Here is a 25421-nt window from a genome sequence, read left to right on the forward strand (position 1 = left end):
TTGTCTTCAGCGCGTGCCGCAAATGAAGCGCACCGCTTCCGGCGTCAGCCAGCCAAGTGTGCCAAACAGCACCAGCCACACCGCCAGCAGGAAATGCCAGTAGCGGGCGCACAGTGTCATGCGCCGCGCGACACGAACCGAGTCAACCTGCCGATGAAAGCCGGACAATGCAACGCCCCACCCGGCCAATCCGCCTGCGACATGCAGAGCATGCATCGCAGTCAACAGATAGAAGAAACTGCCGGCCGGATTCCCTGCCGGAACCACGTGATTCGCCAGGAGTGCCTGCCATGCCCAGAGCTGCACGCCCAGAAAGGCGAACGCGCAAATTCCACCCGCCAGCAGCAGGGCATGCGCACCGTTCCAGCGCCTGCGGCCTCCGAAGGCGCTGGCCATTTGCAGGCTTGCGCTACCGGCAATGAGCAGCGCAGTGCTGAGCCACAGCTGCCATGGCATGGCGATCACGGACCAGTCCGTTCCCTCCATGCGCATGACGTACGATGCGATGAACAGTGAAAACAAGGATGTTGCCACCGCCATGAATATCCACAGCGCCACGCCGGCGGCAGGTTCCCGGCGGCCGCTATCCCAACCGGTCGCGCCGCGAGCGGGGGCATGATCGCCGTCATCCATCGCCGAGAGAACCATCAAAGGTGTAGTCATGCCAAAGCCTCCTTGCCGCCATAGGGTTCGGGTTCGGATCCGCCTGCTTCCGGCGCGGCATTCTGAGCAATGAAATCCTGCGGTGCGCCGGGTACGCTATACGCATAAGCCCAGCGATAGGCGACCGGCAATGCCGGTCCCCAGTTGCCATGGCCGGGCGGAGTCTGCGGCGTTTGCCATTCGAGCGATGCTGCGCGCCATGGATTGCCGTCGGCCTTCCTGCCGCGAAATGCGCTCCATACGAGGTTGAAAACAAAGAGCAGTTGCGCAGTGCCAACGATCAATGCCACCACGCTGATGAATGTGTTCAAGTCATGCGCCGACTGAGGGATGAAGTCATAGTGCTCGAACGCGTAGTAGCGGCGCGGCATGCCAAGGACGCCGAGGTAATGCATCGGGAAAAAGATGGCATAGGTGCCGAGGAAAGTGATCCAGAAATGGAACTTGCCGAGCCGGTCGTCGAGCATGCGGCCGGTGACCTTCGGGAACCAGTGGTAGATCCCGCCGAAGACCACGAGAATCGGCGCCACGCCCATCACCATATGAAAATGCGCAACCACGAAGTAAGTGTTGGATAGCGGGATATCCACGCTGACGTTGCCAAGGAACAGGCCGGTCAATCCGCCGATGACGAAGGTGCTGACAAAGGCCAGCGCGAACAGCATCGGCACGGAAAGATGGATGTCGCCGCGCCACAGCGTCAGCAGCCAGTTGTACACCTTGATTGCAGTCGGCACGGCGATGATCAGTGTGGTGGTGGCGAAGAAGAAACCGAAGTACGGATTCATCCCGCTGACGAACATGTGATGTGCCCAGACCACGACCGACAGCAAGCCGATGGCAATAATCGCCCACACCATGTTGCGGTAGCCGAAGATGCTCTTGCGTGCATGCACGCTGATCAGGTCGGACACGATGCCGAATGCCGGCAGCGCCACGATATAGACTTCCGGATGGCCGAAGAACCAGAACAGGTGCTGGAACAGCAGCGGACTGCCGCCCTTGTAATTGGTCACCTGTCCCATCGATACCAGCGATGGCATGAAAAAGCTGGTGCCCAGCGTTTTGTCGAGCAGCATCATCACGCCGCTTACGAACAACGCAGGAAACGCCAGCAGTGCAAGAATCGTTGCAACGAAAATGCCCCAGACCGTCAGCGGCATGCGCATCAGGGTCATGCCTTCGGTGCGTGCCTGCAGCACTGTCGTCACATAATTCAAACCGCCCATGGTGGCGGCGACAATGAAGATCACCAGCGATACCAGCATCAGGATGATGCCCCAGTCGTAGCCCGGCGTGCCGGGCAAAATGGCCTGCGGCGGATAGAGCGTCCACCCGGCGCCGGTGGGGCCGCCCGGCACGAAGAAGCTGGCGAGCAGCACCAGTACCGACAGCAGGTAGACCCAGAAGCTGAGCATGTTCAGGAACGGAAAAACCATGTCGCGCGCGCCGACCATCAGCGGGATCAGGTAGTTGCCGAAGCCGCCGAGGAACAAGGCGGTGAGGAGATAAATCACCATGATCATCCCGTGCATGGTGACGAACTGATAGTACCGTTGCGCATCGATGAATTCAAAACGGCCGGGAAACCCGAGCTGCAGCCGCATCAGGTTGGACAGCGCAACGCCGACCAGGCCGACCGCGATGGCGGTACAGGCATACTGGATCGCGATCACCTTGTGGTCCTGGCTCCAGACATATTTGGTCCAGAAGCTTTGCGAACCGTGAGCGTAATCCATGGTGTGTTCCTCCTCACTTTGCAGGCGGCTGCCCCGGACTTCCAAGGGACTGGATATAGGCTGAAAGCGCGGCCAGTTCGTCATCGGTCAGATCAACCTTTGGCATGATCGATGCAAAGCCTTTCACCACGCGCGCCTGCGGATTGCGGATTTCATCTTTCAGGAAAGCATCGTCAACGCGGATTGAGGACCCGTCGGCCATGGTTTCCGTCTTGCCGTACAAGCCTTTCCATGTCGGACCGACACCGGGCTTGCCATCGGTCGAATGACAGGCGATACAACCCTTTGCCTGGGCCAGTGCCTGCCCCTGTGCCGGCAGTGCATCGCGGCCTCCCGCCGCCATGGCGACACGCGGCTTGTCCAGGGTGGCCGTGAAGGTCGGCTGCGCTTCGAGCCACTTCAGGAAGGTCGCTTCATCTTCCACGACCACGTAGCCGCGCATGTTGTAGTGGCCGACACCGCATAACTGGGCACACAGGATTTCATAGCGGCCTGCCCTGGTCGGCGTGAACCAGAACGAGGTCACCATGCCAGGCACGATATTCATGCGGGCGCGGAATTGCGGCACGTAAAAATCGTGCAGCACATCTTGCGAGCGCAACAATACCTTGACCGGCTTGTTGAGAGGCAGATGCAAATCGCCCGCGACGAGGAGATTGTCCTGGCCGACCGGATCCTTGGGATCGAGCCCGAAAGGATTGGACGCGGTGACATGACTGATGTTGGTCATGCCGAGTTTGCCGCTGGCGCCGGGAAAGCGGAAATGCCACTCCCACTGTTTGCCCAGCACTTCAACGACAAGCGCATCGTCCGGTGCACGAACATAGTCCGCATACACAAACAGGCCTGGGGCCAGCAGCGCCATGATGCCGACCGTCGTGCCGACAAGCAGCCGCCGCTCCACTTTTCTGTTGTCGGGTTCGTAAGCCGCCCGCATGCCGTCCCGGTGACGGTATCGCCAAAGTGCGAATGCCACAAAAAGATTGATGCCTATGAAGAAGATGCCGGTGACCAGCAAGGTGATGGCAAGCGTGTCGTCCATCGTCTGCCAATTCGAGGCGAGCGGCGTGATCCACCATGGACTGGCAATATGAAACACCAGAGAGGCGGCGACTATCACGATGAGCGCGACAGCCATGACCATATCGATCCTCTTTCCCGGCAGCGTAGCCGGTAAGCGCAATCAGATCCGGAGAAGAACCGGCGCTATCGAGCAATCTCGGGGCGCTCGAGCTTCATGTACATCACCGCCAGTGCCATCCCGAAAAGCAGGTTCGCAATCAGGGTTGCCCAGCCGCGCATGTCGGCAAACCAGGAAAAAACGCTGGTCAAGACATAAAAATTGATCAGATACAGTAGCAAGCCGAATACGGCGCCTACCAACAACGCCATACCGATACTTGAATCGAAACGGAACGGTGCAATGATCGAAGCAAGGACAACCCCGAAAGCAATGCCCAGCGCATAATGAATGATGAGTGCGACGCCCACGATGCCGACACTGAAGTCGGCGGATCGCAACACGTCAGTCCCCAGAACGATCGCGGCAATCTTGTGCGATGTGACCCACGGATTGCTGTCCTGAACGATGGCCGACCAGAACAATTCCAGCACCATCAGGATTGCGCCGGCCACAAAGCCTGAAGCTGCCGCGGCAACCCAGTCCGGGCGGCGATGCTCCAGATGATGCGAATGCAAATGCAATTCCATAATCATCTCCTGCCGGCATGAGGTGCATGCCGTTTGCAACGTTACATCGCTCCCTGTGTCGACGAATTATGGAAAAGCCGGAATAGTCGGTTCCTCGCCGCGGAAGTTGATTTCCGGATGACGTTCGGCGAGTGTCTTTTCGATTTGTTCGATACGCCGCGCAGGCACATCGGCAATCAACAGCACCCTTCCCTTTTCTATTTCAGGGAAGAATGCCGCAAGCCGTGTGTTCGGGATGGCCGCCGCGACAAGGCTCGCCGCCCAGCCGCCGAACAGAACCCCGACCAGGGTAGTAGCCGTCACCGTCAGTGCTCCTGACGAAAGCGAAAAATAGTAGACCAGCAGAAAACCCAGGGCCATTCCCAGCACCGCGCCGGTAAGCATGCCGGCCTTGGCACCGTGAACCACGTCGGTTTTTTGAAGGAAGTTCGCTTCCGGCATGCCTTCCGGCAACGCCCCTCTGGCAAGAAAGTGAATATGTCTTTGCTCGATCCGGTTCAGCAGCAAATCATCCAGCGTATGCCGCGCACTTTCCATATCCGGAAGCAAATAATAAAGTCGATGTCGCATGGCAACCCCTCGCAGTACTGAAAGCACAAATTCAGTATAGGTAGTCTTTCCATACTTTTGAATGCCAGGGCGTGCAGCGGCAACACGATGAATCGAAGCGCAATCGACGCAGATCATGCGCACGACGTCTTGGCTTGACTTCGGCATGACCGGCATACACGATGAAAATCCCGCATATGACGCCTGCTGCGGCCTCATGAAGGAGAACGGTCATGCTGGAAACATTGCGTCCCGACCCCAGCTTCTACCCATCGCCAAAACTGGCGATGGAAGCCGAAGCGGAACACCTGTCCTATACCGCCCTGCTCTCTCCGGACCGGTCCCGGCCCGATGCCCTTGCCGTGGTGGATGTCGATCCGAAGTCGTCAACCTATGGCTCGGTGCTGAACCGGCTCGACATGCCGTTTACGGGAGACGAATTTCATCACTTCGGCTGGAATGCGTGCAGCTCCGCGCTCTCGCCGATATCGGCCCATGCAGCACTGCAACGGCGCTATCTGATCGTTCCGGGAATCCGATCGTCCCGCATCTACATCATCGATACGCGCCCCGATCCTGCCGCGCCGACGCTGGTGAAGACTATCGAACCGGAAGAAGTGATGCGCAAGACCGGCTACTCGCGCCCCCACACCGTCCACTGCGGCCCCGAGGGCATCTACATAAGCACGCTCGGCGGCGGCGAGAGCGGTACCGATGGCCCGCCCGGGATCTTCATCCTCGATTGCCAGAGCTTCGACATCCTCGGGCGCTGGGAAATCGATCGTGGCCCGCAGAAACTTCACTACGATTTCTGGTGGAATCTTCCGCGCGACTACATGGTGTCCAGCGAATGGGGGCTGCCGCCGCAATTCGAAAACGGCATCGTCGCAGAAGACTTGCTCGGCAACAAATACGGCCACGCCCTGCACTTCTGGGACTTGCGCGACCGCCGTCATGTGCAGACCATCGACTTCGGCGCCAACCACCAGATGCCGCTCGAGGTTCGCCCGGCGCATGACCCGACGCGGGAATACGGCTTCGTCGGCGTGGTTATCGACACGACCAACCTGGAAGCATCGATCTGGACCTGGTACCGCGAGAACGGCAGCTTCCATGCCAGGAAAACCGCGGTCATCCCCGCCGAACCGGCCGATGCGGACAAGCTGCCGCCTCTTCTCAAGGGCTTCGGCGCGGTGCCGCCGCTGATCAGCGACATCGACCTCTCACTGGACGACCGTTATCTCTACGTGGCCTGCTGGGGCACCGGCGAGCTGCGGCAATACGATGTGACCGATCCGATGAAGCCGCAGCTGGCCGGCAGCGTACGCATCGGCGGCATCGCGCGCAATACCGCGCATCCGAGCGGCAGGCCGTTCCGCGGCGGTCCGCAGATGACCGAGATCAGCCGCGACGGCAAGCGGGTCTATTTCACCAATTCACTGTACAGCACCTGGGACAGGCAGTTCTATCCCGACGGCGTGCCGGGTGTGCAGGTGATGTGCAAGGTGAGTCCGGGCGGCGGTATGAAGCTGGATTCGGATTTCTATGTCGACTTCGGGCCGGACTATGGGGCACACCAGATCCGGCTGCAGGGTGGCGACTGTTCCACCGACTCATTCTGCTACCCCTCGGCTTGAACGCAACCGCATCGCTGTGGATGACGATCGTTGTACTGGGTCTGTACCACGGTTTCAATCCGGCAATGGGATGGCCGCTGGCCGTCGCCAACGGCATGACCGTGCGCCGGGCAAGCGCTGTCTTCGCGACATTGCTGCCTTTGGCTACGGGGCATTTTCTGGCGATGGCTGTTGTGCTGGTGCCGTTCGCCTGGCTCGATTGGTATCTGGCATGGAATCTGCAGGTCCGGCTTGCGGCCGGCGTGCTGGTGCTCGCCTTCGGCATCCGCATGCTCATCGCGCGCGGCCACCCGCGATTCCTGTCGCGGATCCGGCCGACGCAGCTCGCCTGGTGGTCGTTCCTGATCGCCACATTGCATGGCGCGGGCCTGATGCTTGTGCCGTTCATGCTCGGGCTGTGCACTGCAGGGCCGGCTGAAACGGGAATCGCAGGGCATGCCACGGTAATGGACTATCTGGCACGCTCCAGCATTCATGTCGCGCTGCTGGTGGCCACGATCCATACGCTTGCCATGCTGGCTGCCGGAATGGGAATGGCATGGGCGACATATCGCTACCTCGGCTTGCGCTTCCTGCGGCGCGCCTGGTTCAACCTCGACCGGGTATGGGCCGCCAGCCTGATCGTTTCCGGCGCTGCCGGCATCATCTCCGCGCTGTGAGCGCCTCGAACCGCTTTTACGAATACGCTATCGAAGCATTTGCGGCATCGGGAATGGAGATGTGAGCCGAGGTGTGCTGCTGCCGCAATTTTGCGTATAGCGAGACCACCTCGCCAACGATCATCGGCGATGCCTTAGTTGGCAACGTTGATGGCATCGATATCTTTCGGATCGATGCAAGCAGACTTTGTCGCCACAAGGGTCTCTTCTCCGGCTTCCTCGCTAAACCAATGCAAGGTTTGACGCAGCCCGACGACTTCCCCGACAACGATGAGGCAAGGTGACTCCAATCCCATCGCCGTCGTGATATCGGCAATCGTTTCCAGAGTTCCGCATGCAACGCGCTGCCGTGACGTAGTACCGCGTTCGATCACGGCGACCTTCATGTCCCGCCGCTGCCCATGCTCCGCCAGCCGCGTGCAGATTTCGCGCAACGCGGACAGCCCCATGTAAATCACTACCGTCTGGCGCGGCCTTGCCAGCGTTTCCCAATCCAGGTCGAGGCTGCCGTCCTTCAGGTGGCCCGTAGTAAATATGCAAGATTGCGCATACTCGCGATGCGTGAGCGGAATGCCGGCGTAGCACGTCACACCGCTGGCAGCGGTAATGCCGGGAACGACTTCAAAACGGATACCCTCGGCGACAAGTACTTCGGCTTCCTCGCCGCCGCGCCCGAAAATGAACGAATCGCCGCCTTTCAGGCGCACCACACTTTTACCCTGCTTTGCCAAGCTCACCAGCAGCGCGTTGATCCCATCCTGCGGCACGAGGTGCAGGTTTTTCTTCTTGCCTACATAGATCCGTTCGGCGGCCGCATTCGCCATATCAAGAATGCCTTCTCCTACCAGATGGTCGTACACCACGACGTCGGCATGACGCAGCAGTTCGGCTGCACGCAGCGTCAGCAGATCGGGGTCGCCCGGACCGGCGCCGACAAGATATACAGTGCCGGCACGCAGGCGACCGGAGCTCCGATATAGCGAATGAAAGACGGGTGGACGCTTGCTCATGGATGCTCCTTCGATGCCTTAGAGGTTTTCTTTTGCAACGGTCATCAATCTATCCCTGGACAGTCCAAAAAAAATTGATACGAGTTAAGGAAATAAGGACTGTTGAAGCGCAACCTACCGCTACCCAAGAAACAAGAGTCGTCAATTCGTGTCACGACTTCAACGTTGCGACATAAATGCAGGCAGCCTCATCAGAGGTAGTTAATCATCCTAATAAGGGAGGTATCAACATGAGTTACATGAAGTCCGTTTCCCGTCCCCTGACGGCAGTGCTTGCAGCATTGCCGTTGATGGCCGGGATGGCGCACGCCGCCGACGAACCGACTCTTTCAGCAGAACAGAAAGCTGCGGCAAGCAAGATTTATTTCGAGCGCTGCGCCGGTTGTCACGGCATCCTGCGTAAAGGCGCCACCGGCAAGAACCTGGAACCGGAAAACTCCGCGAAGCTGGGCCAGGGCCGTCTGGAAAAAATCATTGCCTACGGTACTGAAGGCGGCATGGTGAACTTCGACGATATCCTCACCAAAGAGGAAATCTCGATGATGGCGACCTACATCCAGATGACGCCGGATGCACCGCCCGAGTTCGGCATGAAGGCCATGATGGACAGCTGGAAGCTGCACATCAAGCCGGAAGATCGTCCGAAGAAGCAGCTGAACAAGGTCAACCTGAAGAACGTGTTCTCGGTGACCCTGCGCGACACCGGCGAAGTGGCGCTGATCGACGGCGACACCAAGCAGATCTGGGGCATCGTCAAGACCGGCTACGCCGTGCACATCTCCCGCGTGTCCGCATCGGGCCGCTATGTATACGTGATTGGCCGCGACGGCAAGCTCGATCTGATCGACATGTGGTTCGACAAGCCGACCATCGTCGCTACCCTGAAGACCGGTATCGAAGCACGCTCGGTTGAGACGTCCAAGTTCAAGGGCTACGAAGACAAGTACGCGATCGCCGGTTCCTACTGGCCGCCGCAATACGTGATCACCGAAGGCGACACCCTGAAGCCGCTGAAGATCGTGTCGACCCGTGGCCAGACCCACGATGGCGAATACCATCCGGAACCGCGTGTCGCATCCATCGTTGCGACTCCGCACAAGCCGGAATGGGTGGTCAACGTCAAGGAAACCGGCATGATCAAGCTGGTGGACTACTCCGACATCAAGAACCTGAAGGAAACGACCATCGAATCCGCCAAGTTCCTGCATGACGGCGGCTGGGACGCCACCAAGCGCTACTTCCTGGTGGCGGCCAATGCATCGAACAAGGTTGCGGTTGTCGACACCAAGCTCGGCAAGCTGGCCGGACTGGTGGATACCAAGTCCAAACCGCACCCGGGTCGCGGCGCCAACTTCGTGCATCCGAAATTCGGTCCGGTGTGGGCAACCTCGCACTTGGGCGCCGATGTGATCTCGCTGATCGGTACCGATCCTGTGAAGCATCCGAAGAACGCATGGAAAGTGGTCGAGGAACTGAAGAATCACGGCGGCGGTTCGCTGTTCGTGAAGACGCATCCGAAGTCCAACAACCTGTGGGCGGACGCTCCGCTGAATCCGGAACGCGAACTGGCCGAATCGGTCACCGTGTATGACATCAAGAACCTGGCCAAGGGACCTGAAGTCATCAACGTCGCCAAGATGGCCGGCCTGCCGGAAAGCAAGGCGATCAAGCGCACGGTACACGCCGAGTACAACGAAAAGGGCGATGAAGTCTGGTTCTCGCTGTGGGCCGGCAAGACCGAACCGTCCGCGATCGTGATCCTGGATGACAAGACTCGCAAGCTGAAGCACGTGATCAAGGATCCGAAGCTGATCACGCCGACCGGCAAGTTCAACATCCTGAACACCCAGCACGACATCTATTAATCGTGATGATGCCCGGAGAGCAGGCGCTCTTCGGGCCTTACAAGGCATTTGAGGAAGAAAAGATAAATACGCAATGCGCCAAGGGTAGTGGCAGACAACAACGCATCGACCCAGGCTCATACGCAACAAGGAGTAGCCATGTCAGACAAAAAAAACTCATTCGGCGGCTGGTGGGCCACGCTGCGCAAGCCGAGCGTCCGCTATTCGATACTGACCCTGCTGGGCGGCGGTTTCATTGCCGGCATCCTGTTCTGGGGCGGCTTCAATACCGGCATGGAAGCGACCAATCAGCTGGAGTTCTGCATTGGCTGCCATGAAATGAAAAACACGGTCTACCAGGAATACAAGCAGACCGTCCATTACTCGAACCGCACCGGTGTGCGCGCCCTTTGCTCGGACTGCCACGTGCCAAGAGACTGGTCGCACAAGCTCGTGCGCAAGATCCAGGCCAGCAGGGAAGTGCTGGGCAAGATTACCGGCACCATCGACACCAAGGAAAAGTTTGAAGCAAAGCGCCTGGAACTGGCCACGCGCGAATGGGCACGGATGAAAGCGGGCGACTCGCGCGAATGCCGCAACTGCCACAGCTTCGACGGCATGAATGGCGACAAGCAGCAGCAGCGTGCGCGCAAGCAGCATGAGAACGCAGTGCGCGACAAGCAGACATGTATCGATTGCCACAAGGGCATCGCGCACCAGAAGCCGAAGAACATGCCTGAAGACGACGAGGACTCCTGAACCGCCGCACCTCCAAAGATTATTGAATGAGAAATCAACTTGAGAAGAGGAACACGATGAACAAGTCTATGATTGCTGTTTCGTCCCTGGGACTGATTATGGCACTGGGCGCCGGCGCGGCGTTTGCTGCCGACGCGAGCAAGGCACCGTCGAAGAAAATCACGGTGTTTTATCCAGGCTCCTCGGGCATGGAATGGGTATTGAAAGGCACCGAGCATGGCGGCGCGAAGGCGGTCAAGAAGGGCGACGCCTGTGTCGATTGCCACGTCGATCCGAAGAAAGGCACCGAGGAAGCCGTCGAATTCGGCAAGAAGATCGTCTCGGGCGCGCAGTCCAAGAACACGATCCTCGAACCGGAACCGATCAAGGGCAAGCCGGGCAGCGTTCCGGTCAACGTGCAGGCGGCGCATGACGGCACCCATCTGTACCTGCGCTTTACGTGGACGAACACCGGTTTCGCCAGCGGCAAGAAGATGGACGCCGCCAACCCGGTCAAGGTGGCGTTCATGCTGGAAGAGCAGAGTACTCTCGAGTATGACAATACCGGCGGCTGCTGGGCGACCTGCCACAACGACGTGCGCACCATGCCCGGCATCAAGGATGACAACAAGACCAAGTACGTCAAGGACGGCAATGTCGGCGCCGGCAAGTTCTATGACCTGCTCCAGTACAAGAGCGGCAAGGGGCAGAAGGCAGTCGACGGCCACATCGCCGACAAGCGCGTGATGGAAGGCGGCAAGGCACTGGTCGAAGCCAAGGGCGAACTGAAGGGCGACACCTGGACTGTCGACTTCAAGCGCAAGCTCGCCGGCGGCGAAGGCGACGTCAAATTGGAATCGGGCAAGCTGTACAACTTCGGCTTCGCGATCCATGACGACCATACCGTAGGCCGTTATCACTACGTGTCGTTCGGCTATACCCTCGGCCTGGACAACGCGAAGGCTGCCATCAACGCGGTGAAGGCTGACTGATTGCGAAGTGGGTTCCCTCGGCGGATGTGAAAACCGGTTTCGCATCCGCCGCATTCGCAGCACAGGAAGCAGAACAAGAAAAAACGCGGCGGTTATCCCTGATAGACCGCCGGTCGATTGAAACGGGTCGATGATGGATACGAAAAGACTGGCAATCATGCTCAAGGCGGCATCCGCGGCAGCCATTGCCATGATTGCGTTTTCCATTCCACTGGCAGAAGCGGGCCAGACGGTGGAAGTGCGCATTGACAAGATGGCCTTCGCGCCGCAATGGGTCAAGGTCAAGCCCGGCACCACAGTCAAGTGGACCAACAGCGAAAAACGCACCAGTCATTCGGTGCGTTTCCAGCCAGACGGCGAACCACAGTCAGAGCGCCTGTTTCCCGGCGAATCCTGGCAACGCACCTTTGACAAACCCGGTGTCTACAAGTACATCTGCGATCCCCATCCCGAAATGATCGGCATCATCGAAGTCGAGCCATGAGAAAACTCATCGCCTTCTCCTGCCTTGGCGCGCCCCTCGTGCTGGCATTGTTGTCGCCGGCATCGCGGGCAGAACCCGCTCCTGCGCGGCGCGCGGAACTGCTGAACCTCGTCGTGCAGGATTGCGGCTCGTGCCACGGGCTGCGCATGGAAGGCGGACTCGGCCTGCCGCTGACGCCGCAAGCACTCGAAGGAAAAGACCGCGACAGCCTCGCAATAACCATCATGCAAGGCCGCTACGGCACCACCATGCCACCCTGGAATCCGTTCATGACGGAGGAAGAGGCAGGCTGGATTGTTGATATGTTGAAGAAAGGATTGCCCGATGCGCGCTGATTTTTCTGTTGCCCTGCGCAAGTGGGGGCGCCTACTGGCAGGAATCGCCTGCGCGGCTGTTCTCGCCGGATGTGCGGCGCCGCAATTGCGCAGCACGGGCGATCTCGGCGTGGTGATCGAGCGCGCCACCGGCAGTGTGCAGATCGTAGAGACCACCAACCGCACCCGCCTCGCGCAGGTGACCGGTCTCGGCGATCTGTCCCACGCATCCGTCAATTTTTCGCGCGACGAACGCTACGCCTATGTGTTCGGCCGCGACGGCGGACTGACCAAGATCGACATGCTGGAGCAACGCATCGTCAAGCGTGTGATCCAGGGCGGAAACAGCATCGGCGGCGCGATCTCGCAGGACGGCAAACTGATCGGCGTGGCGAACTATACACCGGGCGGCGTCAAGTTTTTCAATGCCGGTACGCTCGATCTCGTCGCGGAGATTCCCGCGATCGACGACAGCGGCAAGTCGTCCAAGGTGATCGGCCTGGTCGATCTGCCCGGCAACCGCTTCCTGTTCAGCCTGTTCGAGGCAGGCGAGATCTGGCTGGTCGACATGAAGGCGCCGTCCAGTCCCGTGGTCACCAAATTCAAGAACATCGGCAAGGAGCCCTATGACGGCATGATTACCGCTGATGGCCGCTTTTATCTCGCCGGCCTGTTTGGTGAAGATGGACTGGCAATGCTCGACATGTGGAACCAGAAGGACGGCGTCAAGCGCGTGCTCAACGGCTACGGCAAGGGCGAGCAGAAGCTGCCGGTGTACAAGATGCCGCACCTCGAAGGATGGGCGGCGACCGGCACGGAACTGCTGGTGCCGGCAGTCGGCCGCAATGAAGTGCTGGTGGTCGACCAGGGCAGCTGGAAGGAAGTCGGCCGCATTCCGGTGCATGGCCAACCTGTTTTCGTCGTGGCACGTCCCGACAATCGGCAGGTATGGGTGAACTATGCCTTCCCGCATAACGAAGTGGTGCAGGTGATCGATGTCCCCAGCCGCAAGATCATCAAGACGCTCAAGCCTGGCAAGGGTGTGCTGCACATGGAATTCACGCCGCGCGGCGAGCACATCTGGGTATCGGTGCGCGATGAGGATCGCGTGAAAATCTACGACTCCGAAACCTTCGAACAGATGACAGAACTGCCCTCCGACAAGCCGAGCGGCATCTTCTTCACGCCACGCGCGCATCGCACCGGTTTGTGAACCGCCGCGCCCTCGCCCGGCGCGGGCCCGAGCCGTTCGGGAAAAGTTGACGTGAATTAAGGAATTGGCGCTTCCCCTCCGGCATGCTTCCACCAACACGAAATACAGGCGTTCGGGCGTAGCCCGATCCTGGTTTCGATGAGAGAAGGAAACAACCGCGTCATGCACCCCGAGCCGACATCTCCCTTCAGCGATCTTGAATTTTCACTGCTGAATTCCTTCCAACGCGATTTCCCCTTGCTGCCGCGCCCGTTTGCGGCACTGGCGGAAAAACTCGGCAGCGATGAGCAAACTGTCATCGAAACGCTGCAGTGTCTGCAGGAATCCGGTGCGGTCAGCCGCGTCGGTGCGGTGTTCCAGGCCAATGCGATCGGTGCGAGCGCCCTTGCCGCATTGCGGGTGCCGGCAGAGCGCCTGGAACAGGTCGCCCGCCAGGTCAGCGCAATCCCGGAAGTCAACCACAATTACGAACGTGAACACGAGTACAACTTGTGGTTCGTCGTGACCGCCTGCTCGTCCGAGCGCTTGCACGCGGTATTGCAGGAAGTCGAAAGCGCATGCCAATGCGGGCCGGTGCTGAAACTGCCGATGCGCGAGCAATATCACATTGACCTCGGTTTCGACCTGACAGCATCCGGACGTTCCTCCACGCCGCGGGCCGCAGCCGCCATTCGCCCTGCCGAAATCAGCCTGGATGCCGACGAACAAGTCCTCGTCGCCTCGCTGCAGGGCGGCCTGCAGTTCGTGGCCCGGCCGTTTGCGTGCCTGGGCTTGAGCGAAGAACAGGCGCTCGACACCATCGCGCGCTGGCAGGCGCAAGGCACCATCAAGCGCTTCGGCGTCGTCGTGCGGCATCACGAGCTGGGATACACCGCGAACGCGATGGCGGTTTGGAATGTGCCTGACGCAGTGGTCAGCCGGGTCGGCGAATACGTCGCAGCCAGCGGCCGCGTCAGCCTGTGCTATCGCCGCGCGCGGCAATTGCCCGAATGGCCGTACAACTTTTTCTGCATGATCCATGGCAAGGACCGCGTCGAGGTTGGCGCGCGCCTGGCCGCCTTGTCCGAGGCTTGCGGGCTGGACGCATTCCCCCGCGAGGTGCTGTTCAGCAGCCGCCGTTTCAAGCAATGCGGCGCGCATTACGCGGTGCCGGCGGAGGCTGCTCATGGATGAGATCGATCGCGCCATCATCAACAACCTGCAGGGTGGCCTGCCGGTGTGCGAGCGGCCGTACCTGGAAGCGGCGCAGCGCATTGGCATTGCGGAAGATGAACTGCTGGCGCGGCTCGCGCATCTGCGCGAAAGCGGCGTACTGACCCGCATCGGTCCGATGTTCCAGATCGAGCGCATGGGCGGCGCTTTCACGCTGGCGGCGCTGCATGCACCGGAAGGCGAGTTCGAGCGCGTCGCCGAGCGCGTCAATGCCCTGCCGGAAATCGCGCACAACTATGCCCGCACCCACGAGCTCAACATGTGGTTCGTGATCGCCACCGAGACCCCCGGAGAGATTGCAACGGTGATAGCCAGGATCGAGGCAGACACCGGATGCAAGGTATTCAACTTCCCGAAGTCGCGCGAGTACTTCGTCGAAATGAAATTGAAAGTCTAGCCATGAGCGAACCGCCAGTCATCGATGCAGTCGACCGCGCGATCGTGGTCGCCACGCAGCAGGGCTTGCCGCTGACCGCGCGCCCTTACCATGCGATCGCCGAACAGTTGAACCTCGATGCCGATGAGGTCATGGCGCGCGTGCGGCGCATGCAGGCGTCGGGCGTGATCCGACGTATCGGCGTGGTCCCGAACCACTATGCGATCGGCTACCGCAACAACGGCATGACGGTGTGGGACGTGCCGGACGAGCACGTCGACGCGCTGGGCGAACAAGTGGGCCGGCTCGACTTCGTCACGCATTCCTATCGCCGTCCGCGCCATCTGCCGCAGTGGCCGTACAACCTGTTCGCCATGGTGCATGGACGCACGCGCGAGGAAGTGGAAGTGCAGATCGCGCAGATCAAGGCGCTGCTGGGCGACCACGTGCGCGGCCATGATGTGCTGTACAGCACCCGAATTTTGAAAAAAACCGGCCTGCGACTGCCGGGGTAAAGGTAAAGGAAACGACATGTTCCGTATCAGCCAGTACATGCGAGAAATCGCCGCTCCCACACCGCTCGGCCCGACGCGCAATCCGCCCGGCCCGGTAGTGATCTGGAACCTGATCAGGCGCTGCAACCTGACCTGCAAGCATTGCTACTCCATTTCGGCCGACAAGGATTTTGCCGGCGAACTTCGGACGGATGAAATTTATGCCGTGATGGACGACCTGCGTGCTTTCCGCGTGCCGGTATTGATCCTGTCCGGCGGCGAGCCGCTGCTGCGCCCCGATATCTTCGATATCGCACAGCGCGCCAAAAAGATGGGCTTCTACGTCGGCTTGTCCACCAACGGGACGCTGATCGACAAGAGCAACATCGATCCGATTGCCGCCGCCGGTTTCGACTATGTCGGCATCAGCCTGGACGGCATGCGCGCCACGCACGACGTCTTCCGGCGCAAGGAAGGCGCCTTCGACGCCTCGCTGGAGGGTGTCAGGCTGTGCCGCGACGCCGGCATCAAGGTCGGCGCGCGCTTCACGCTGACCCAGGACAATGCGCACGACCTGCCGGCCCTGCTCAAGCTGATCGACGACGAGGGCATCGACAAGTTCTACCTGTCGCACCTGAACTATGCCGGCCGCGGCAACAAGAATCGCGGACACGACGCGTTCCTGCAAACCACCCGCAATGCCATGGACCTGCTGTTCGACACCTGCTGGGACGATGTGCAGCGCGGCGGACAAAAGGAATTCGTGACGGGCAACAACGACGCGGACGGCGTCTACCTGCTGCAATGGGTAAGAAGCCGCATGCCCGAACGCGAAGCGCATTTGCGCGCCAAGCTGGCGCAATGGGGCGGCAACTCCTCGGGCGTGAATGTGGCCAACATCGACAATCTCGGCAACGTGCATCCCGACACGATGTGGTGGCACCACAACCTGGGCAATGTGCGGGACCGCAAGTTTTCCGAGATCTGGGCCGACACTTCCGACCCGCTGATGGCGGGGCTGAAAGCTAGCCCGCGCAAGATCAAGGGACGCTGCGGCGAGTGCAGTTATTTCGACGTATGCGGCGGCAACACCCGGGTGCGCGCCTTGCAGCTGACCGGCGACCCGTGGCAGGAAGACCCGGCGTGCTACATGTCGGACGAGGAAATCGGCCTGTCCGGCGAGCGCGAGCGCGTACAGCTGAAACCGTATTTCAAGATCCGTGCAGGGAGCGCATCATGATCGGGCGCACATTGTTGACCGGTGTCGCAGCAGCATTGGCCTTATGGTATGGCTCGGCCTGGGCCGCGCCGGACACCGCGAGCCTGTACCAGGCGCATTGCGCCGCGTGCCATGGCGCCGACCGTCTTGGCGGCACCGGCCCGGCGCTGTTGCCCGGCAACCTGGAACGGCTGCGCAAGCCGGCGGCGATTACGACCATCACCGAAGGCCGGATTGCCACGCAAATGCCGGGCTTTTCCGGCAAACTGAGCGCCGGCGAGGTGGCGGCGCTGACCGACCTGATCTATACCCCGCTGGCGACGACGCCGGCATGGGGCATGGACGAGATCCGCGCTTCCCGCATCCAGCATCAGCAGCCCGGCAGCCTGGACGACAAGCCGGTGTTCAACGCGGATATGCTCAACCTGTTCGTGGTGGTCGAACTCGGCGATCACCACGCCACCATCCTTGACGGTGACAAGTTCGAGCCGATCACCCGCTTCCCGACGCGCTACGCGCTGCACGGCGGTCCGAAATTTTCGCCGGACGGGCGCTACGTGTATTTCGCGTCGCGTGACGGCTGGATCGCCAAGTACGACATCTGGAACCTGAAGCTGGTCGCCGAGGTCCGTGCCGGCATCAACACCCGCAACCTTGCCATATCGAGTGACGGCCGTTTCGCGATGGTCGCCAATTACCTGCCCCATACGCTGGTCGCGCTGGATACGCGCGACCTGACGCCGATCCGGGTCATCGAGGTGAAAGACGAAAAGGGCAAGACCTCGCGCGTGTCGGCGGTCTACGACGCGGCGCCGCGCAAGAGCTTCGTCGCGGCCCTCAAGGACATTCCCGAGGTATGGGAAATGAGCTACGACGAGAAGGCGCCGCCGGTCTATGCCGGACTCGTGCACGATTACAAGCTGGGCGAAGGCATCCCAGTGCAGGGACCGTTCCCGCCGCTGCGCATCAAGCTGGAAGACTACCTTGACGATTTCTTCTTCAACAGCACCTACGAATACCTGATTGGCACCTCGCGGGAAGGACGCAGCCAGATCGTTGACCTCGACCTCAAGCGCAAGGTCGCCAGCATCGACCTGCCCGGCATGCCGCACCTCGGTTCCGGCATCACCTGGGATTACCAGGGCCGGCCGGTGCTGGCTACGCCTAACCTGAAGGAAGGTGTGGTGACGGTGGTTGACATGAAATCCTGGAAGACGGTCAAGCAGGTCAAGACAGCAGGTCCCGGCTTCTTCATGCGCAGCCATGAAAATGCGCGCCATGCCTGGGTTGATGCATTTAACAGCACGTCGCACCGCGACGTCATGCAGATTCTCGACAAGCAGACGCTAGAAGTGGTCGCCGAGTTGCGTCCAAGCCCGGGCAAGGTTGCCGCGCACACCGAGTTCACACGCGACGGAAAATATGCGCTGGTCAGCGTCTGGGACACGGATGGCGCACTTGTCATCTATGACGCCAATACCTTGAAGGAGGTCAAGCGCCTCCCGATGAACAAGCCGTCAGGCAAATACAATGTCTATAACAAGGTCACGCGCTCGGCGGGGACGAGCCATTAGGGCGCGCCTACCCTGACTGTCCAGGTCCGACCCTGGCTCCTGTACAGTCAGGCCGAATCCGATCCGGGGGCGCGATCAACTCTCTCACTCGCTTAAGAAATTGCCATAAGTCATTGTCGACAAAGGTTTTTTTCCAACAATCCACATTTCCTGTGGATAAGTTTGTGAATAACCCCCTTTTGTGTTTCATCAACCCCTATTTTTCGCGCTTTCCGATAATTTGCCCAAGAATTAAGCAAAAGAAATACATCCGTGGAATCAATGACTTAGGCGAAATACCCGATCCGAGCCCTGTTTCGACCAATTGTGATTCATATCAGGAACGCAAGCGCCCTCCTGTGTGAACAACTGTGACCGGATGATAATTGTCAAGCGCCTTTTTCGAGGCGCATCTGGTGCGCTGTTTTTCTGAGACTGGCTGCGCTGCGTATCATGTCGAAGCATGCATCGACCAGCCGTTCCGCCTCTTCGGCAAGCGAAAAGTAATCGGGCTCCAATAGCCAGTTCTGCAAAATCCCTTCTATGCTCGCCTGCAAGAGCACGCCGGCAAGCCGAATATCGGTTTCCGGCGACAGGTGTTTGGTTTCGACGGCGCGGGTGAGCGACTTGCGGATATGCTCCCTTCCGTTCAACGCTGCCTCTTGCTGCCGGATATACATCACATCCGTCGGATCCACGAACTCTGTCTTCTTCCACAGGATTTCAATGATCTTGCGGAAATGCGGATTCTGGTCGCATTCCTTGAGAAAGAACACGGCAACCTTGCGCATGTGGTCTAGCGGATCGCCCGCTGTCTCCTGGTTGACCGTTTCGGCGAGTTGCTCCATCGGCAGATGCACACGATCGCACATGGCGTTGAACAGGTCGCTCTTGTTCTTGAAGTGCCAGTAAATCGCCCCCCGGGTCATGCCGGCGGCTTCCGCGACGGCGTCCAGGGTCGTACGGGCGTAACCGAGCCGATAAAACACATCCTCGGCGGCATCCAGTAGCTGGTTGCGCGTTTCAAGTGCCTCTTCCTTGGTCTTTCTCGCCATATTTGTTTCCTTGCAAAAACATAACGACACAAATCGATACAAACATACATTCACGCACGTATATATAATACGCCTGTTGAAGCGAAAAGGTACCGCGCACAGCCGGCCAGGGCCAGCAAAAAGGTGCCGTTCGATAATCTTTCTCAAAGAATTCCATGACTGCACATCAAAAGAATGCCTCCATCGCCGCTATCGCCCTTGCCGTGGCGGCCCTCACCGGCTGCGGAGAGCAGATTCGCAGCGCCCAGGCCCAGGCACCGGGCGGCATGCCGCCGCCGGAAGTCGCTGTCGTCACCGTTGCGCCCGAGCGCGTTGCGCTGACCAACGAACTTCCCGGCCGTCTCGAAGCGACCCGCGTGGCGGAAGTACGGGCCCGTGTTGCCGGGATCGTCACCCAGCGCATCTTCCGCGAAGGTGCCGAAGTCAAGGCGAACGATGTCCTGTTCCGCATCGACCCCGCCCCTTTCCAGGCGGCGGCCAGCAGCGCGCAGGCCGTCCTGGCAAAAGCGGAGGCGAACCTTGCCCAGACCACGCTCAAGGCCCAGCGGTACAAGCCGCTGGTCGAGACCAATGCCATCAGCAAGCAGGAATATGATGATGCGCTGACCGCGCAGAAACAGGCCGCCGCCGATGTGGCATCGGCCAGGGCTGCGCTGGAAACCGCGCGCCTCAACCTCGGCTACGCGACAGTCAATGCGCCGATTTCCGGCCGCATCGGACGCGCGCTTGTCACCGAGGGCGCCCTTGTCGGCCAGGGTGCGGCGACGCCGCTGGCCACCATCCAGCAGCTCGACCCGCTATACGTCAACATCACCCAGCCCGCGTCCGAAGCCCTGAAGCTGCAGCGCGCCATGCGCGACGGCAAATTGCAGAAGGCCGGCAAGAATGAAGTCAAGGTCAGCATCGTGATGGAAGACGGCGAGGTCTATCCGCATGCCGGCAAGCTGCTGTTCTCGGACCAGACCGTCGACCCGAGCACCGGCGCGATTACCCTGCGCGCCGTCGTCCCGAATCCGGAGCGCTTCCTGCTGCCCGGCATGTACGTCCGCGCGCGCGTGGAACAGGCCGTGCAGGAAAACGCGATCACCGTGCCGCAGCAGGCCGTGCAGCGCCAAGCCAATGCGGCCGTCGTCATGGTCGTGGGGCAGGACAACAAGGTCGCGCCGCGCCCGGTCAAGGCCGACACCGCCGCCGGCGACAAATGGATCGTCAGCGAGGGGCTGAAGGCGGGCGAACGCGTCGTCGTCGAGGGGTTCCAGAAAGCCCCGCCCGGCGCCGTCGTCAATGCCGTCCCCTGGAAGCAGGCCGGACATCCTCCGGTGGCGCAATCCGAGGTCAAAAACACGGCGCAGCCTGTCAATCAATAAGAGAGCAAGCGAATGGGAAAATTCTTCATTGAGCGCCCGGTGTTCGCCTGGGTGCTCGCCATCTTCATCCTGATCGCCGGCGCGCTGTCCATTACCGGACTGCCGGTGGCGCAATATCCGACGATCGCACCGCCGTCGGTAGTCGTCACCGCGATGTATCCCGGCGCGACCGCCCAGTCGCTCGAGAACAGCGTGACCAGCCTGATCGAGCAGGAACTGAACGGCGCACCGGGATTGCAGTACATGGAATCCCAGAGCCAGGGCAACGGCCAGGCGCAGATCACCGCCACCTTCAAGCCAGGCACGAACATCGACCTTGCGGCCGTGGAAGTGCAGAACCGGATGCGCCGCGTCGAATCGCGCCTGCCGCAGTCCGTGATGCAGCAGGGCGTGCAGGTCACCAAGGCGCGCAGCAACTTCCTGATGGTGGTCACCCTGTCGTCGAAGGACGGCAGCATGGACCCGGTCGCGCTGGGCGATTACCTGTCGCGCAACGTGCTCAACGAAATCAAGCGCGTGGACGGCGTTGGCGAAGCGATCCTGTTCGGCACCGAGCGCGCGATGCGTGTCTGGATCGATCCGGAAAAGCTGGTCGGCTTCAAACTCACGCCTGCGGATATCGCCAACGCGATCCGCGCGCAAAACGCGCAGGTCGCCTCCGGCACGCTGGGCGAACTGCCCTCCCCCGGCACGCAGCAGGTGACGGCGCCCATTGTCGTCACCGGCCAGCTATCCAGTCCAGAGCAGTTCGGCAATATCGTTCTCCGCGCCAATACGGACGGTTCGGTCATCCGCCTGCGTGACGTTGCCCGCGTCGAACTCGGCGGCCAGGCCTACGCCACATCCGCGCGCATCGACGGCAAGCAGTCCTCGGCTATCGGCATCCAGCTCTCGCCCACCGCGAACGCGCTCGGCACGGCCAGCCTCGTCCGCGCGAAGATGGAAGAACTGCAAAAGTTCTTCCCGGCCGGCGTGCAATACGACATCCCGTACGACACCTCCAAGTTCGTCAAGATCTCCATCGAGGAAGTGGTCAAGACGCTGCTCGAAGCGGTGCTGCTGGTGTTCCTGGTGATGTACCTGTTCCTGCAGAACATCCGCTACACGCTGATCCCGACCATCGTGGTGCCGGTGGCATTGATGGGCACCTTCGCCGCCATGTATGCGTTCGGCTTCTCGATCAATGTGCTGACCATGTTCGGCATGGTGCTGGCCATCGGCATCCTGGTCGACGACGCCATCGTCGTCGTCGAGAACGTGGAACGCATCATGAGCGAGGAAGGACTCTCCCCCGCCGCCGCGACCAGGAAAGCCATGGGCCAGATCACCGGCGCCATCGTCGGCATCACCCTGGTGCTGATCGCGGTGTTCATCCCGATGGCCTTCTTCGGCGGTGCGGTCGGCGCGATCTATCGCCAGTTCTCGCTGTCGATGGTGGCCTCGATGGCGTTCTCCGCCCTCATGGCGCTCACCCTTACGCCGGCCTTGTGCGCCACCCTGCTCAAGCCGGTGGAAGCCGGGCATCACCATGAGAAGAAAGGCTTCTTCGGCTGGTTCAACCGCAAGTTCAACAACACGACCAACAGCTACCAGCGCATCGTGGTCGGCATGCTGGGCAAGACCACGCGTTACATGCTTGTCTACGGCGTCATCGTCGCCTGCGTCGGCCTGCTGTTCATGCGCCTGCCGGCCTCCTTCCTGCCGAACGAGGACCAGGGTTACATCCTGACCAACATCCAGCTGCCGCCGGGCGCGAGCGCCAACCGCACGCTCGACGTCGTCAAGCAGGTGGAAGGCTATTTCCTGAAGCAGCCCGGCGTGGAGCATACCGTCGCCGTCACCGGCTTCAGCTTCTCCGGCAGCGGGCAGAACGCGGGCATTGCCTTCGTTCCGCTGAAGGACTGGAGCGAGCGCGACGCCGCCAATACCGCGGATGCGATCTCCGGCAAGGCGATGGGCGTGCTGCTGCAGATCAAGGATGCAATCGTGTTCGCACTCAACCCGCCACCGATCCCGGAACTGGGTAACGCAACCGGCTTCAATTTCCGCCTGCAAGACCGTACCGGCCGTGGCCATGACGCGTTGCTCGCGGCGCGCAACCAGTTGCTGGGCATGGCGGCGAAGAGCCCCATCCTCGCCGGCGTCCGTCCGGAAGGACTGGAAGACGCACCGCAACTGCAGGTCGACATCGACCGCGACAAGGCAAGTGCGCTGGGCGTGGCCTTCGCCGATATCAACGCCACCCTGACCGCAGCGCTCGGCTCGTCCTACCTGAACGACTTCCCGAACGAAGGCCGCCAGCAGCGCGTGATCATGCAGGCCGAGCCGTCGCAGCGCATGCAGCCGGAAGACCTGCGCCAGCTCTACGTGCGCAATGTCGCCGGCGAGATGGTGCCGATGGCGACCTTCACGACGCTGAAGTGGATCACCGGTCCGGTGCAGGTTGTGCGTTACAACGGCTATCCGGCGATGAAGATCGCCGGCCAGGCGGCGCCCGGCCACAGCAGCGGCGAAGCAATGGCTGAAATGGAAAAGCTCGTGAACCAGCTGCCGCCCGGCTTCGGCTTCGAATGGACCGGCCAGTCGCGCGAAGAGCAGATTTCCGGCGCACAGATGCCGATGCTCATGGCCTTGTCGCTGCTGGCGGTGTTCCTGGTGCTGGCCGCGCTGTACGAAAGCACGTCGATCCCGCTGTCGGTGATGCTGGTCGTGCCCCTGGGCATTCTCGGCGCACTGCTCGGCGTATCCATGCGCGGCATGGCGAACGACGTCTATTTCAAGGTCGGCCTGATCACCATCATCGGATTGTCCGCCAAGAACGCCATCCTGATCATCGAGTTCGCCAAAGACTTGCAGGCCGAAGGCAAGGACGCCGTGACGGCGGCGCTCGAAGCGGCGAAGCTGCGCTTCCGTCCGATCGTCATGACCTCGCTCGCCTTCATCCTCGGCGTCCTGCCGCTGGTGATTGCGACCGGGGCCGGTTCTGCCAGCCAGCGTGCGATCGGTACCGGCGTCATGGGCGGCATGATTACTGCCACGGTGCTGGCCGTGTTCATGGTGCCGGTGTTTTTCGTCGTGGTCCGCCGTGTTTTCAAGGGCAGCGAGCGCCAGAACCGTTTCTGGGCTGCCCACTCGCACCATGTCAGCGCCGAGGGAGAAGGAGCATGAACAAGTTGAACATTCCGCAACTCACCCTGCCGCTGCTGGCTGCCGCCGTATTGTCGGCTTGCTCGCTGACCCCGGTGCATGACCGGCCCGATGCGCCGATTGCGACCGCCTATCCTGCGGAAGCCGCACCGCAGGGCGGTCAGATCGCCTACGTCACCGCCGACAGCGGCTGGCGCGAATTCTTCCAGGACCCGCGCCTGCAAGCCCTGGTCGACGCCGCGCTGGCGCATAACCGCGACCTGCGGATTGCCGCATTGCGCATCGAAGAAGCCCGTGCGCAGTACAACATCACCGGCGCGGACATGTTGCCAAACGTCTCGGGAACAGCATCCGGTTCGCGGTCGCGCACCTCGGCGGCGACCTCGCCCACCGGCACGTCGGTCGTCGGCAGCGCCTACCAGGTCGGCCTGTCGATTCCGGCATTCGAGCTGGATTTCTTCGGCCGCGTGCGCAGCCTCAACGACGCCGCCCTGTCGCAATACCTGGCGACCGAGGAAGCCCGGCGCGCGGCACATATCAGTCTCGTTGCCGAAGTCGCAAAGGCCTACCTGTCGGAACGAGCGCTGGCGGAACAGGAGGAACTTGCCCGCCGCACCTTCGCGTCGCGCGAATCCGCCTACAAGCTTGCACAGCAACGCTTCGAAGTCGGCGCATCGTCCGCGCTCGACCTGCGCCAGAATGAAATCCTGGTGCAAAGCGCCCGCGCGTCGCTGGCAACCCTGCAGCGCCAGCGCGCCCAGGCTCTCAACGCGCTGACGCTGCTCGTGGGCCGGCCCTTGAACGACCTGCCGCAAGCCCTTCCCCTGTCGTCGCAAGGCATCGTCGCCGAACTGCCGGCAGGCCTGCCGTCCGACCTGCTCGCGCGCCGTCCGGATATCCGGGCCAGCGAACAACGCCTGAAGGCATCCAATGCCAACATCGGTGCCGCGCGCGCGGCCTTCTTCCCGCGGATTTCATTGACGGCGGGCGTCGGCAGCGCCAGCGGCGAGCTGTCCGGCCTGTTCGATGCCGGCACCCGCACCTGGTCTTTCGTGCCGCAACTCGTCCTGCCCATCTTCGACGCCGGCCGCAACCGCGCCAACCTGAACATCGCCGAAGTGCGCAAGGACATCGCAGTGGCCGATTACGAGAAGGCGATCCAGGTGGCTTTCCGCGAGGTTGCCGACGCGCTGGTCGCGCGCGGCGCCATCGACGAACAGATCGATGCGCAGGCACGTGTTCTGGACGCGCAGCGGGAGCGGATGAAGCTGGCGGAACTGCGTTACCAGAACGGCGTGGCCAGCGCGCTCGACGTGCTCGATGCCCAGCGCGAACTGTTTTCGGCGGAGCAGGCGCTGGTGCAGGCGAGGCTGCTGCGGCTGACGAATGCGGTGGACTTGTACCGGTCCCTGGGCGGCGGGCTGAAGGAAACGACGGCGGGCTGAG

At 61.0% G+C, this 25421-nt stretch carries 23 protein-coding genes; 16 read left to right on the forward strand and 7 right to left on the reverse strand.

Features of this window, described 5'->3' with window-relative positions; genetic code table 11:
• Positions 1 to 6: 6 nt before the first annotated feature.
• The 5 genes from AC3WOY_RS00550 to AC3WOY_RS00570 all read right to left on the reverse strand — a co-directional run bounded on the left by AC3WOY_RS00550 (position 7) and on the right by AC3WOY_RS00570 (position 4838).
• Entirely contained in the window at positions 7 to 663 is a 657-nt protein-coding gene (locus AC3WOY_RS00550) for a cytochrome c oxidase subunit 3 family protein (RefSeq protein ID WP_492420280.1), read from the reverse strand.
• The gene (gene ctaD / locus AC3WOY_RS00555) at positions 660 to 2402 is read right to left on the reverse strand and encodes a cytochrome c oxidase subunit I (protein WP_492420282.1); all 1743 of its coding nucleotides are present in this window, start codon (positions 2400 to 2402) and stop codon (positions 660 to 662) included. Before ctaD ends, AC3WOY_RS00550 begins: the two co-directional genes overlap by 4 nt.
• Positions 2403 to 2415: 13 nt before the next feature.
• Positions 2416 to 3546 (reverse strand): cytochrome c oxidase subunit II, encoded by a 1131-nt coding sequence (locus AC3WOY_RS00560; RefSeq protein WP_492420284.1) that lies wholly within the window; start codon positions 3544 to 3546, stop codon positions 2416 to 2418.
• Between the two features lie 62 nt (positions 3547 to 3608).
• Positions 3609 to 4112 (reverse strand): hypothetical protein, encoded by a 504-nt coding sequence (locus AC3WOY_RS00565; RefSeq protein ID WP_492420286.1) that lies wholly within the window; start codon positions 4110 to 4112, stop codon positions 3609 to 3611.
• Positions 4113 to 4178: 66 nt separating this feature from the next.
• The gene (locus AC3WOY_RS00570; protein WP_492420288.1) at positions 4179 to 4838 is read right to left on the reverse strand and encodes a DUF1269 domain-containing protein; all 660 of its coding nucleotides are present in this window, start codon (positions 4836 to 4838) and stop codon (positions 4179 to 4181) included.
• A gap of 56 nt (positions 4839 to 4894) precedes the next feature.
• Here AC3WOY_RS00570 and AC3WOY_RS00575 point away from each other — a divergent pair, with 56 nt between their 5' ends.
• Both AC3WOY_RS00575 and AC3WOY_RS00580 read left to right on the forward strand, forming a co-directional pair.
• A complete protein-coding gene (locus tag AC3WOY_RS00575; protein WP_492420290.1) occupies positions 4895 to 6298 on the forward strand; it encodes a selenium-binding protein SBP56-related protein in 1404 nt (467 codons plus the stop codon).
• Between the two features lie 20 nt (positions 6299 to 6318).
• Entirely contained in the window at positions 6319 to 6957 is a 639-nt protein-coding gene (locus AC3WOY_RS00580; protein WP_492420292.1) for a hypothetical protein, read from the forward strand.
• A gap of 134 nt (positions 6958 to 7091) precedes the next feature.
• Here the strand turns inward: AC3WOY_RS00580 and cobA are convergent, their stop codons facing one another.
• Positions 7092 to 7967 carry a uroporphyrinogen-III C-methyltransferase gene (cobA, locus tag AC3WOY_RS00585; RefSeq protein ID WP_492420294.1) on the reverse strand — a complete coding sequence of 292 codons (876 nt, stop codon included), beginning with the start codon at positions 7965 to 7967 and terminating at the stop codon, positions 7092 to 7094.
• Positions 7968 to 8206: 239 nt separating this feature from the next.
• On the opposite strand from cobA, the gene AC3WOY_RS00590 reads away from it, so the two are divergent.
• The 11 genes from AC3WOY_RS00590 (at position 8207) to AC3WOY_RS00640 (ending at position 18427) form a co-directional block, all read left to right on the forward strand.
• The gene (locus tag AC3WOY_RS00590) at positions 8207 to 9832 is read left to right on the forward strand and encodes a cytochrome D1 domain-containing protein (protein WP_492429117.1); all 1626 of its coding nucleotides are present in this window, start codon (positions 8207 to 8209) and stop codon (positions 9830 to 9832) included.
• A 138-nt stretch (positions 9833 to 9970) separates the two neighbouring features.
• On the forward strand, positions 9971 to 10570 hold the full coding sequence (locus AC3WOY_RS00595; RefSeq protein ID WP_492420296.1) for a NapC/NirT family cytochrome c: 600 nt from the start codon (positions 9971 to 9973) through the stop codon (positions 10568 to 10570).
• 56 nt (positions 10571 to 10626) lie between these two features.
• Positions 10627 to 11541 (forward strand): ethylbenzene dehydrogenase-related protein, encoded by a 915-nt coding sequence (locus tag AC3WOY_RS00600; protein ID WP_492420298.1) that lies wholly within the window; start codon positions 10627 to 10629, stop codon positions 11539 to 11541.
• Between the two features lie 130 nt (positions 11542 to 11671).
• On the forward strand, positions 11672 to 12025 hold the full coding sequence (locus AC3WOY_RS00605) for a cupredoxin domain-containing protein (RefSeq protein WP_492420300.1): 354 nt from the start codon (positions 11672 to 11674) through the stop codon (positions 12023 to 12025).
• Positions 12022 to 12360 (forward strand): c-type cytochrome, encoded by a 339-nt coding sequence (locus tag AC3WOY_RS00610; protein ID WP_492420302.1) that lies wholly within the window; start codon positions 12022 to 12024, stop codon positions 12358 to 12360. Before AC3WOY_RS00605 ends, AC3WOY_RS00610 begins: the two co-directional genes overlap by 4 nt.
• Complete coding sequence (locus AC3WOY_RS00615) at positions 12350 to 13552, forward strand: cytochrome D1 domain-containing protein (RefSeq protein WP_492420304.1); 1203 nt, start codon at positions 12350 to 12352, stop codon at positions 13550 to 13552. The genes AC3WOY_RS00610 and AC3WOY_RS00615 overlap by 11 nt, the downstream gene beginning before the upstream one ends.
• A 162-nt stretch (positions 13553 to 13714) precedes the next feature.
• On the forward strand, positions 13715 to 14725 hold the full coding sequence (gene ahbB / locus AC3WOY_RS00620; protein ID WP_492420306.1) for a siroheme decarboxylase subunit beta: 1011 nt from the start codon (positions 13715 to 13717) through the stop codon (positions 14723 to 14725).
• On the forward strand, positions 14718 to 15161 hold the full coding sequence (locus tag AC3WOY_RS00625; protein ID WP_492420308.1) for an Lrp/AsnC family transcriptional regulator: 444 nt from the start codon (positions 14718 to 14720) through the stop codon (positions 15159 to 15161). The genes ahbB (AC3WOY_RS00620) and AC3WOY_RS00625 overlap by 8 nt, the downstream gene beginning before the upstream one ends.
• A gap of 2 nt (positions 15162 to 15163) precedes the next feature.
• The gene (ahbB, locus tag AC3WOY_RS00630) at positions 15164 to 15655 is read left to right on the forward strand and encodes a siroheme decarboxylase subunit beta (protein ID WP_492420310.1); all 492 of its coding nucleotides are present in this window, start codon (positions 15164 to 15166) and stop codon (positions 15653 to 15655) included.
• A 16-nt stretch (positions 15656 to 15671) separates the two neighbouring features.
• On the forward strand, positions 15672 to 16874 hold the full coding sequence (gene nirJ / locus AC3WOY_RS00635) for a heme d1 biosynthesis radical SAM protein NirJ (RefSeq protein WP_492420312.1): 1203 nt from the start codon (positions 15672 to 15674) through the stop codon (positions 16872 to 16874).
• Positions 16871 to 18427, forward strand: a complete 1557-nt coding sequence (locus AC3WOY_RS00640) for a cytochrome D1 domain-containing protein (RefSeq protein ID WP_492420313.1) — start codon at positions 16871 to 16873, stop codon at positions 18425 to 18427. The genes nirJ and AC3WOY_RS00640 overlap by 4 nt, the downstream gene beginning before the upstream one ends.
• 368 nt (positions 18428 to 18795) lie before the next feature.
• Here the strand turns inward: AC3WOY_RS00640 and AC3WOY_RS00645 are convergent, their stop codons facing one another.
• Complete coding sequence (locus tag AC3WOY_RS00645) at positions 18796 to 19461, reverse strand: TetR family transcriptional regulator (protein WP_492420315.1); 666 nt, start codon at positions 19459 to 19461, stop codon at positions 18796 to 18798.
• A 155-nt stretch (positions 19462 to 19616) separates the two neighbouring features.
• Between AC3WOY_RS00645 and AC3WOY_RS00650 the strand changes: the two genes are divergently transcribed.
• The 3 genes from AC3WOY_RS00650 to AC3WOY_RS00660 are packed head-to-tail and all read left to right on the forward strand — an operon-like array spanning position 19617 to position 25420.
• The gene (locus AC3WOY_RS00650; protein WP_492420317.1) at positions 19617 to 20828 is read left to right on the forward strand and encodes an efflux RND transporter periplasmic adaptor subunit; all 1212 of its coding nucleotides are present in this window, start codon (positions 19617 to 19619) and stop codon (positions 20826 to 20828) included.
• A gap of 12 nt (positions 20829 to 20840) precedes the next feature.
• Positions 20841 to 23996, forward strand: coding sequence for an efflux RND transporter permease subunit (locus AC3WOY_RS00655; RefSeq protein WP_492420319.1), 3156 nt, complete (start codon positions 20841 to 20843; stop codon positions 23994 to 23996).
• Entirely contained in the window at positions 23993 to 25420 is a 1428-nt protein-coding gene (locus tag AC3WOY_RS00660) for an efflux transporter outer membrane subunit (protein ID WP_492420321.1), read from the forward strand. The genes AC3WOY_RS00655 and AC3WOY_RS00660 overlap by 4 nt, the downstream gene beginning before the upstream one ends.
• The last annotated feature ends 1 nt before the right edge of the window (position 25421 follow it).

The organism is Noviherbaspirillum sp. FW303-A3, assembly GCF_058788695.1.

Bases quoted from the DNA above. Each gene is read 5' to 3' on its own strand.
- ahbB (WP_492420306.1), top strand. From the start codon at position 13,715: ATGCACCCCGAGCCGACATCTCCCTTCAGCGATCTTGAATTTTCACTG.
- AC3WOY_RS00560 (WP_492420284.1), bottom strand. From the start codon at position 3,546: ATGGTCATGGCTGTCGCGCTCATCGTGATAGTCGCCGCCTCTCTGGTG.
- AC3WOY_RS00565 (WP_492420286.1), bottom strand. From the start codon at position 4,112: ATGGAATTGCATTTGCATTCGCATCATCTGGAGCATCGCCGCCCGGAC.
- AC3WOY_RS00655 (WP_492420319.1), top strand. From the start codon at position 20,841: ATGGGAAAATTCTTCATTGAGCGCCCGGTGTTCGCCTGGGTGCTCGCC.
- AC3WOY_RS00595 (WP_492420296.1), top strand. From the start codon at position 9,971: ATGTCAGACAAAAAAAACTCATTCGGCGGCTGGTGGGCCACGCTGCGC.
- AC3WOY_RS00640 (WP_492420313.1), top strand. From the start codon at position 16,871: ATGATCGGGCGCACATTGTTGACCGGTGTCGCAGCAGCATTGGCCTTA.
- AC3WOY_RS00660 (WP_492420321.1), top strand. From the start codon at position 23,993: ATGAACAAGTTGAACATTCCGCAACTCACCCTGCCGCTGCTGGCTGCC.
- nirJ (WP_492420312.1), top strand. From the start codon at position 15,672: ATGTTCCGTATCAGCCAGTACATGCGAGAAATCGCCGCTCCCACACCG.
- AC3WOY_RS00650 (WP_492420317.1), top strand. From the start codon at position 19,617: ATGACTGCACATCAAAAGAATGCCTCCATCGCCGCTATCGCCCTTGCC.
- ahbB (WP_492420310.1), top strand. From the start codon at position 15,164: ATGAGCGAACCGCCAGTCATCGATGCAGTCGACCGCGCGATCGTGGTC.
- AC3WOY_RS00600 (WP_492420298.1), top strand. From the start codon at position 10,627: ATGAACAAGTCTATGATTGCTGTTTCGTCCCTGGGACTGATTATGGCA.
- AC3WOY_RS00610 (WP_492420302.1), top strand. From the start codon at position 12,022: ATGAGAAAACTCATCGCCTTCTCCTGCCTTGGCGCGCCCCTCGTGCTG.
- AC3WOY_RS00590 (WP_492429117.1), top strand. From the start codon at position 8,207: ATGAAGTCCGTTTCCCGTCCCCTGACGGCAGTGCTTGCAGCATTGCCG.
- ctaD (WP_492420282.1), bottom strand. From the start codon at position 2,402: ATGGATTACGCTCACGGTTCGCAAAGCTTCTGGACCAAATATGTCTGG.
- AC3WOY_RS00550 (WP_492420280.1), bottom strand. From the start codon at position 663: ATGACTACACCTTTGATGGTTCTCTCGGCGATGGATGACGGCGATCAT.
- AC3WOY_RS00575 (WP_492420290.1), top strand. From the start codon at position 4,895: ATGCTGGAAACATTGCGTCCCGACCCCAGCTTCTACCCATCGCCAAAA.
- AC3WOY_RS00645 (WP_492420315.1), bottom strand. From the start codon at position 19,461: ATGGCGAGAAAGACCAAGGAAGAGGCACTTGAAACGCGCAACCAGCTA.
- AC3WOY_RS00605 (WP_492420300.1), top strand. From the start codon at position 11,672: ATGATGGATACGAAAAGACTGGCAATCATGCTCAAGGCGGCATCCGCG.
- AC3WOY_RS00615 (WP_492420304.1), top strand. From the start codon at position 12,350: ATGCGCGCTGATTTTTCTGTTGCCCTGCGCAAGTGGGGGCGCCTACTG.
- AC3WOY_RS00625 (WP_492420308.1), top strand. From the start codon at position 14,718: ATGGATGAGATCGATCGCGCCATCATCAACAACCTGCAGGGTGGCCTG.
- AC3WOY_RS00580 (WP_492420292.1), top strand. From the start codon at position 6,319: ATGACGATCGTTGTACTGGGTCTGTACCACGGTTTCAATCCGGCAATG.
- cobA (WP_492420294.1), bottom strand. From the start codon at position 7,967: ATGAGCAAGCGTCCACCCGTCTTTCATTCGCTATATCGGAGCTCCGGT.
- AC3WOY_RS00570 (WP_492420288.1), bottom strand. From the start codon at position 4,838: ATGCCGGTCATGCCGAAGTCAAGCCAAGACGTCGTGCGCATGATCTGC.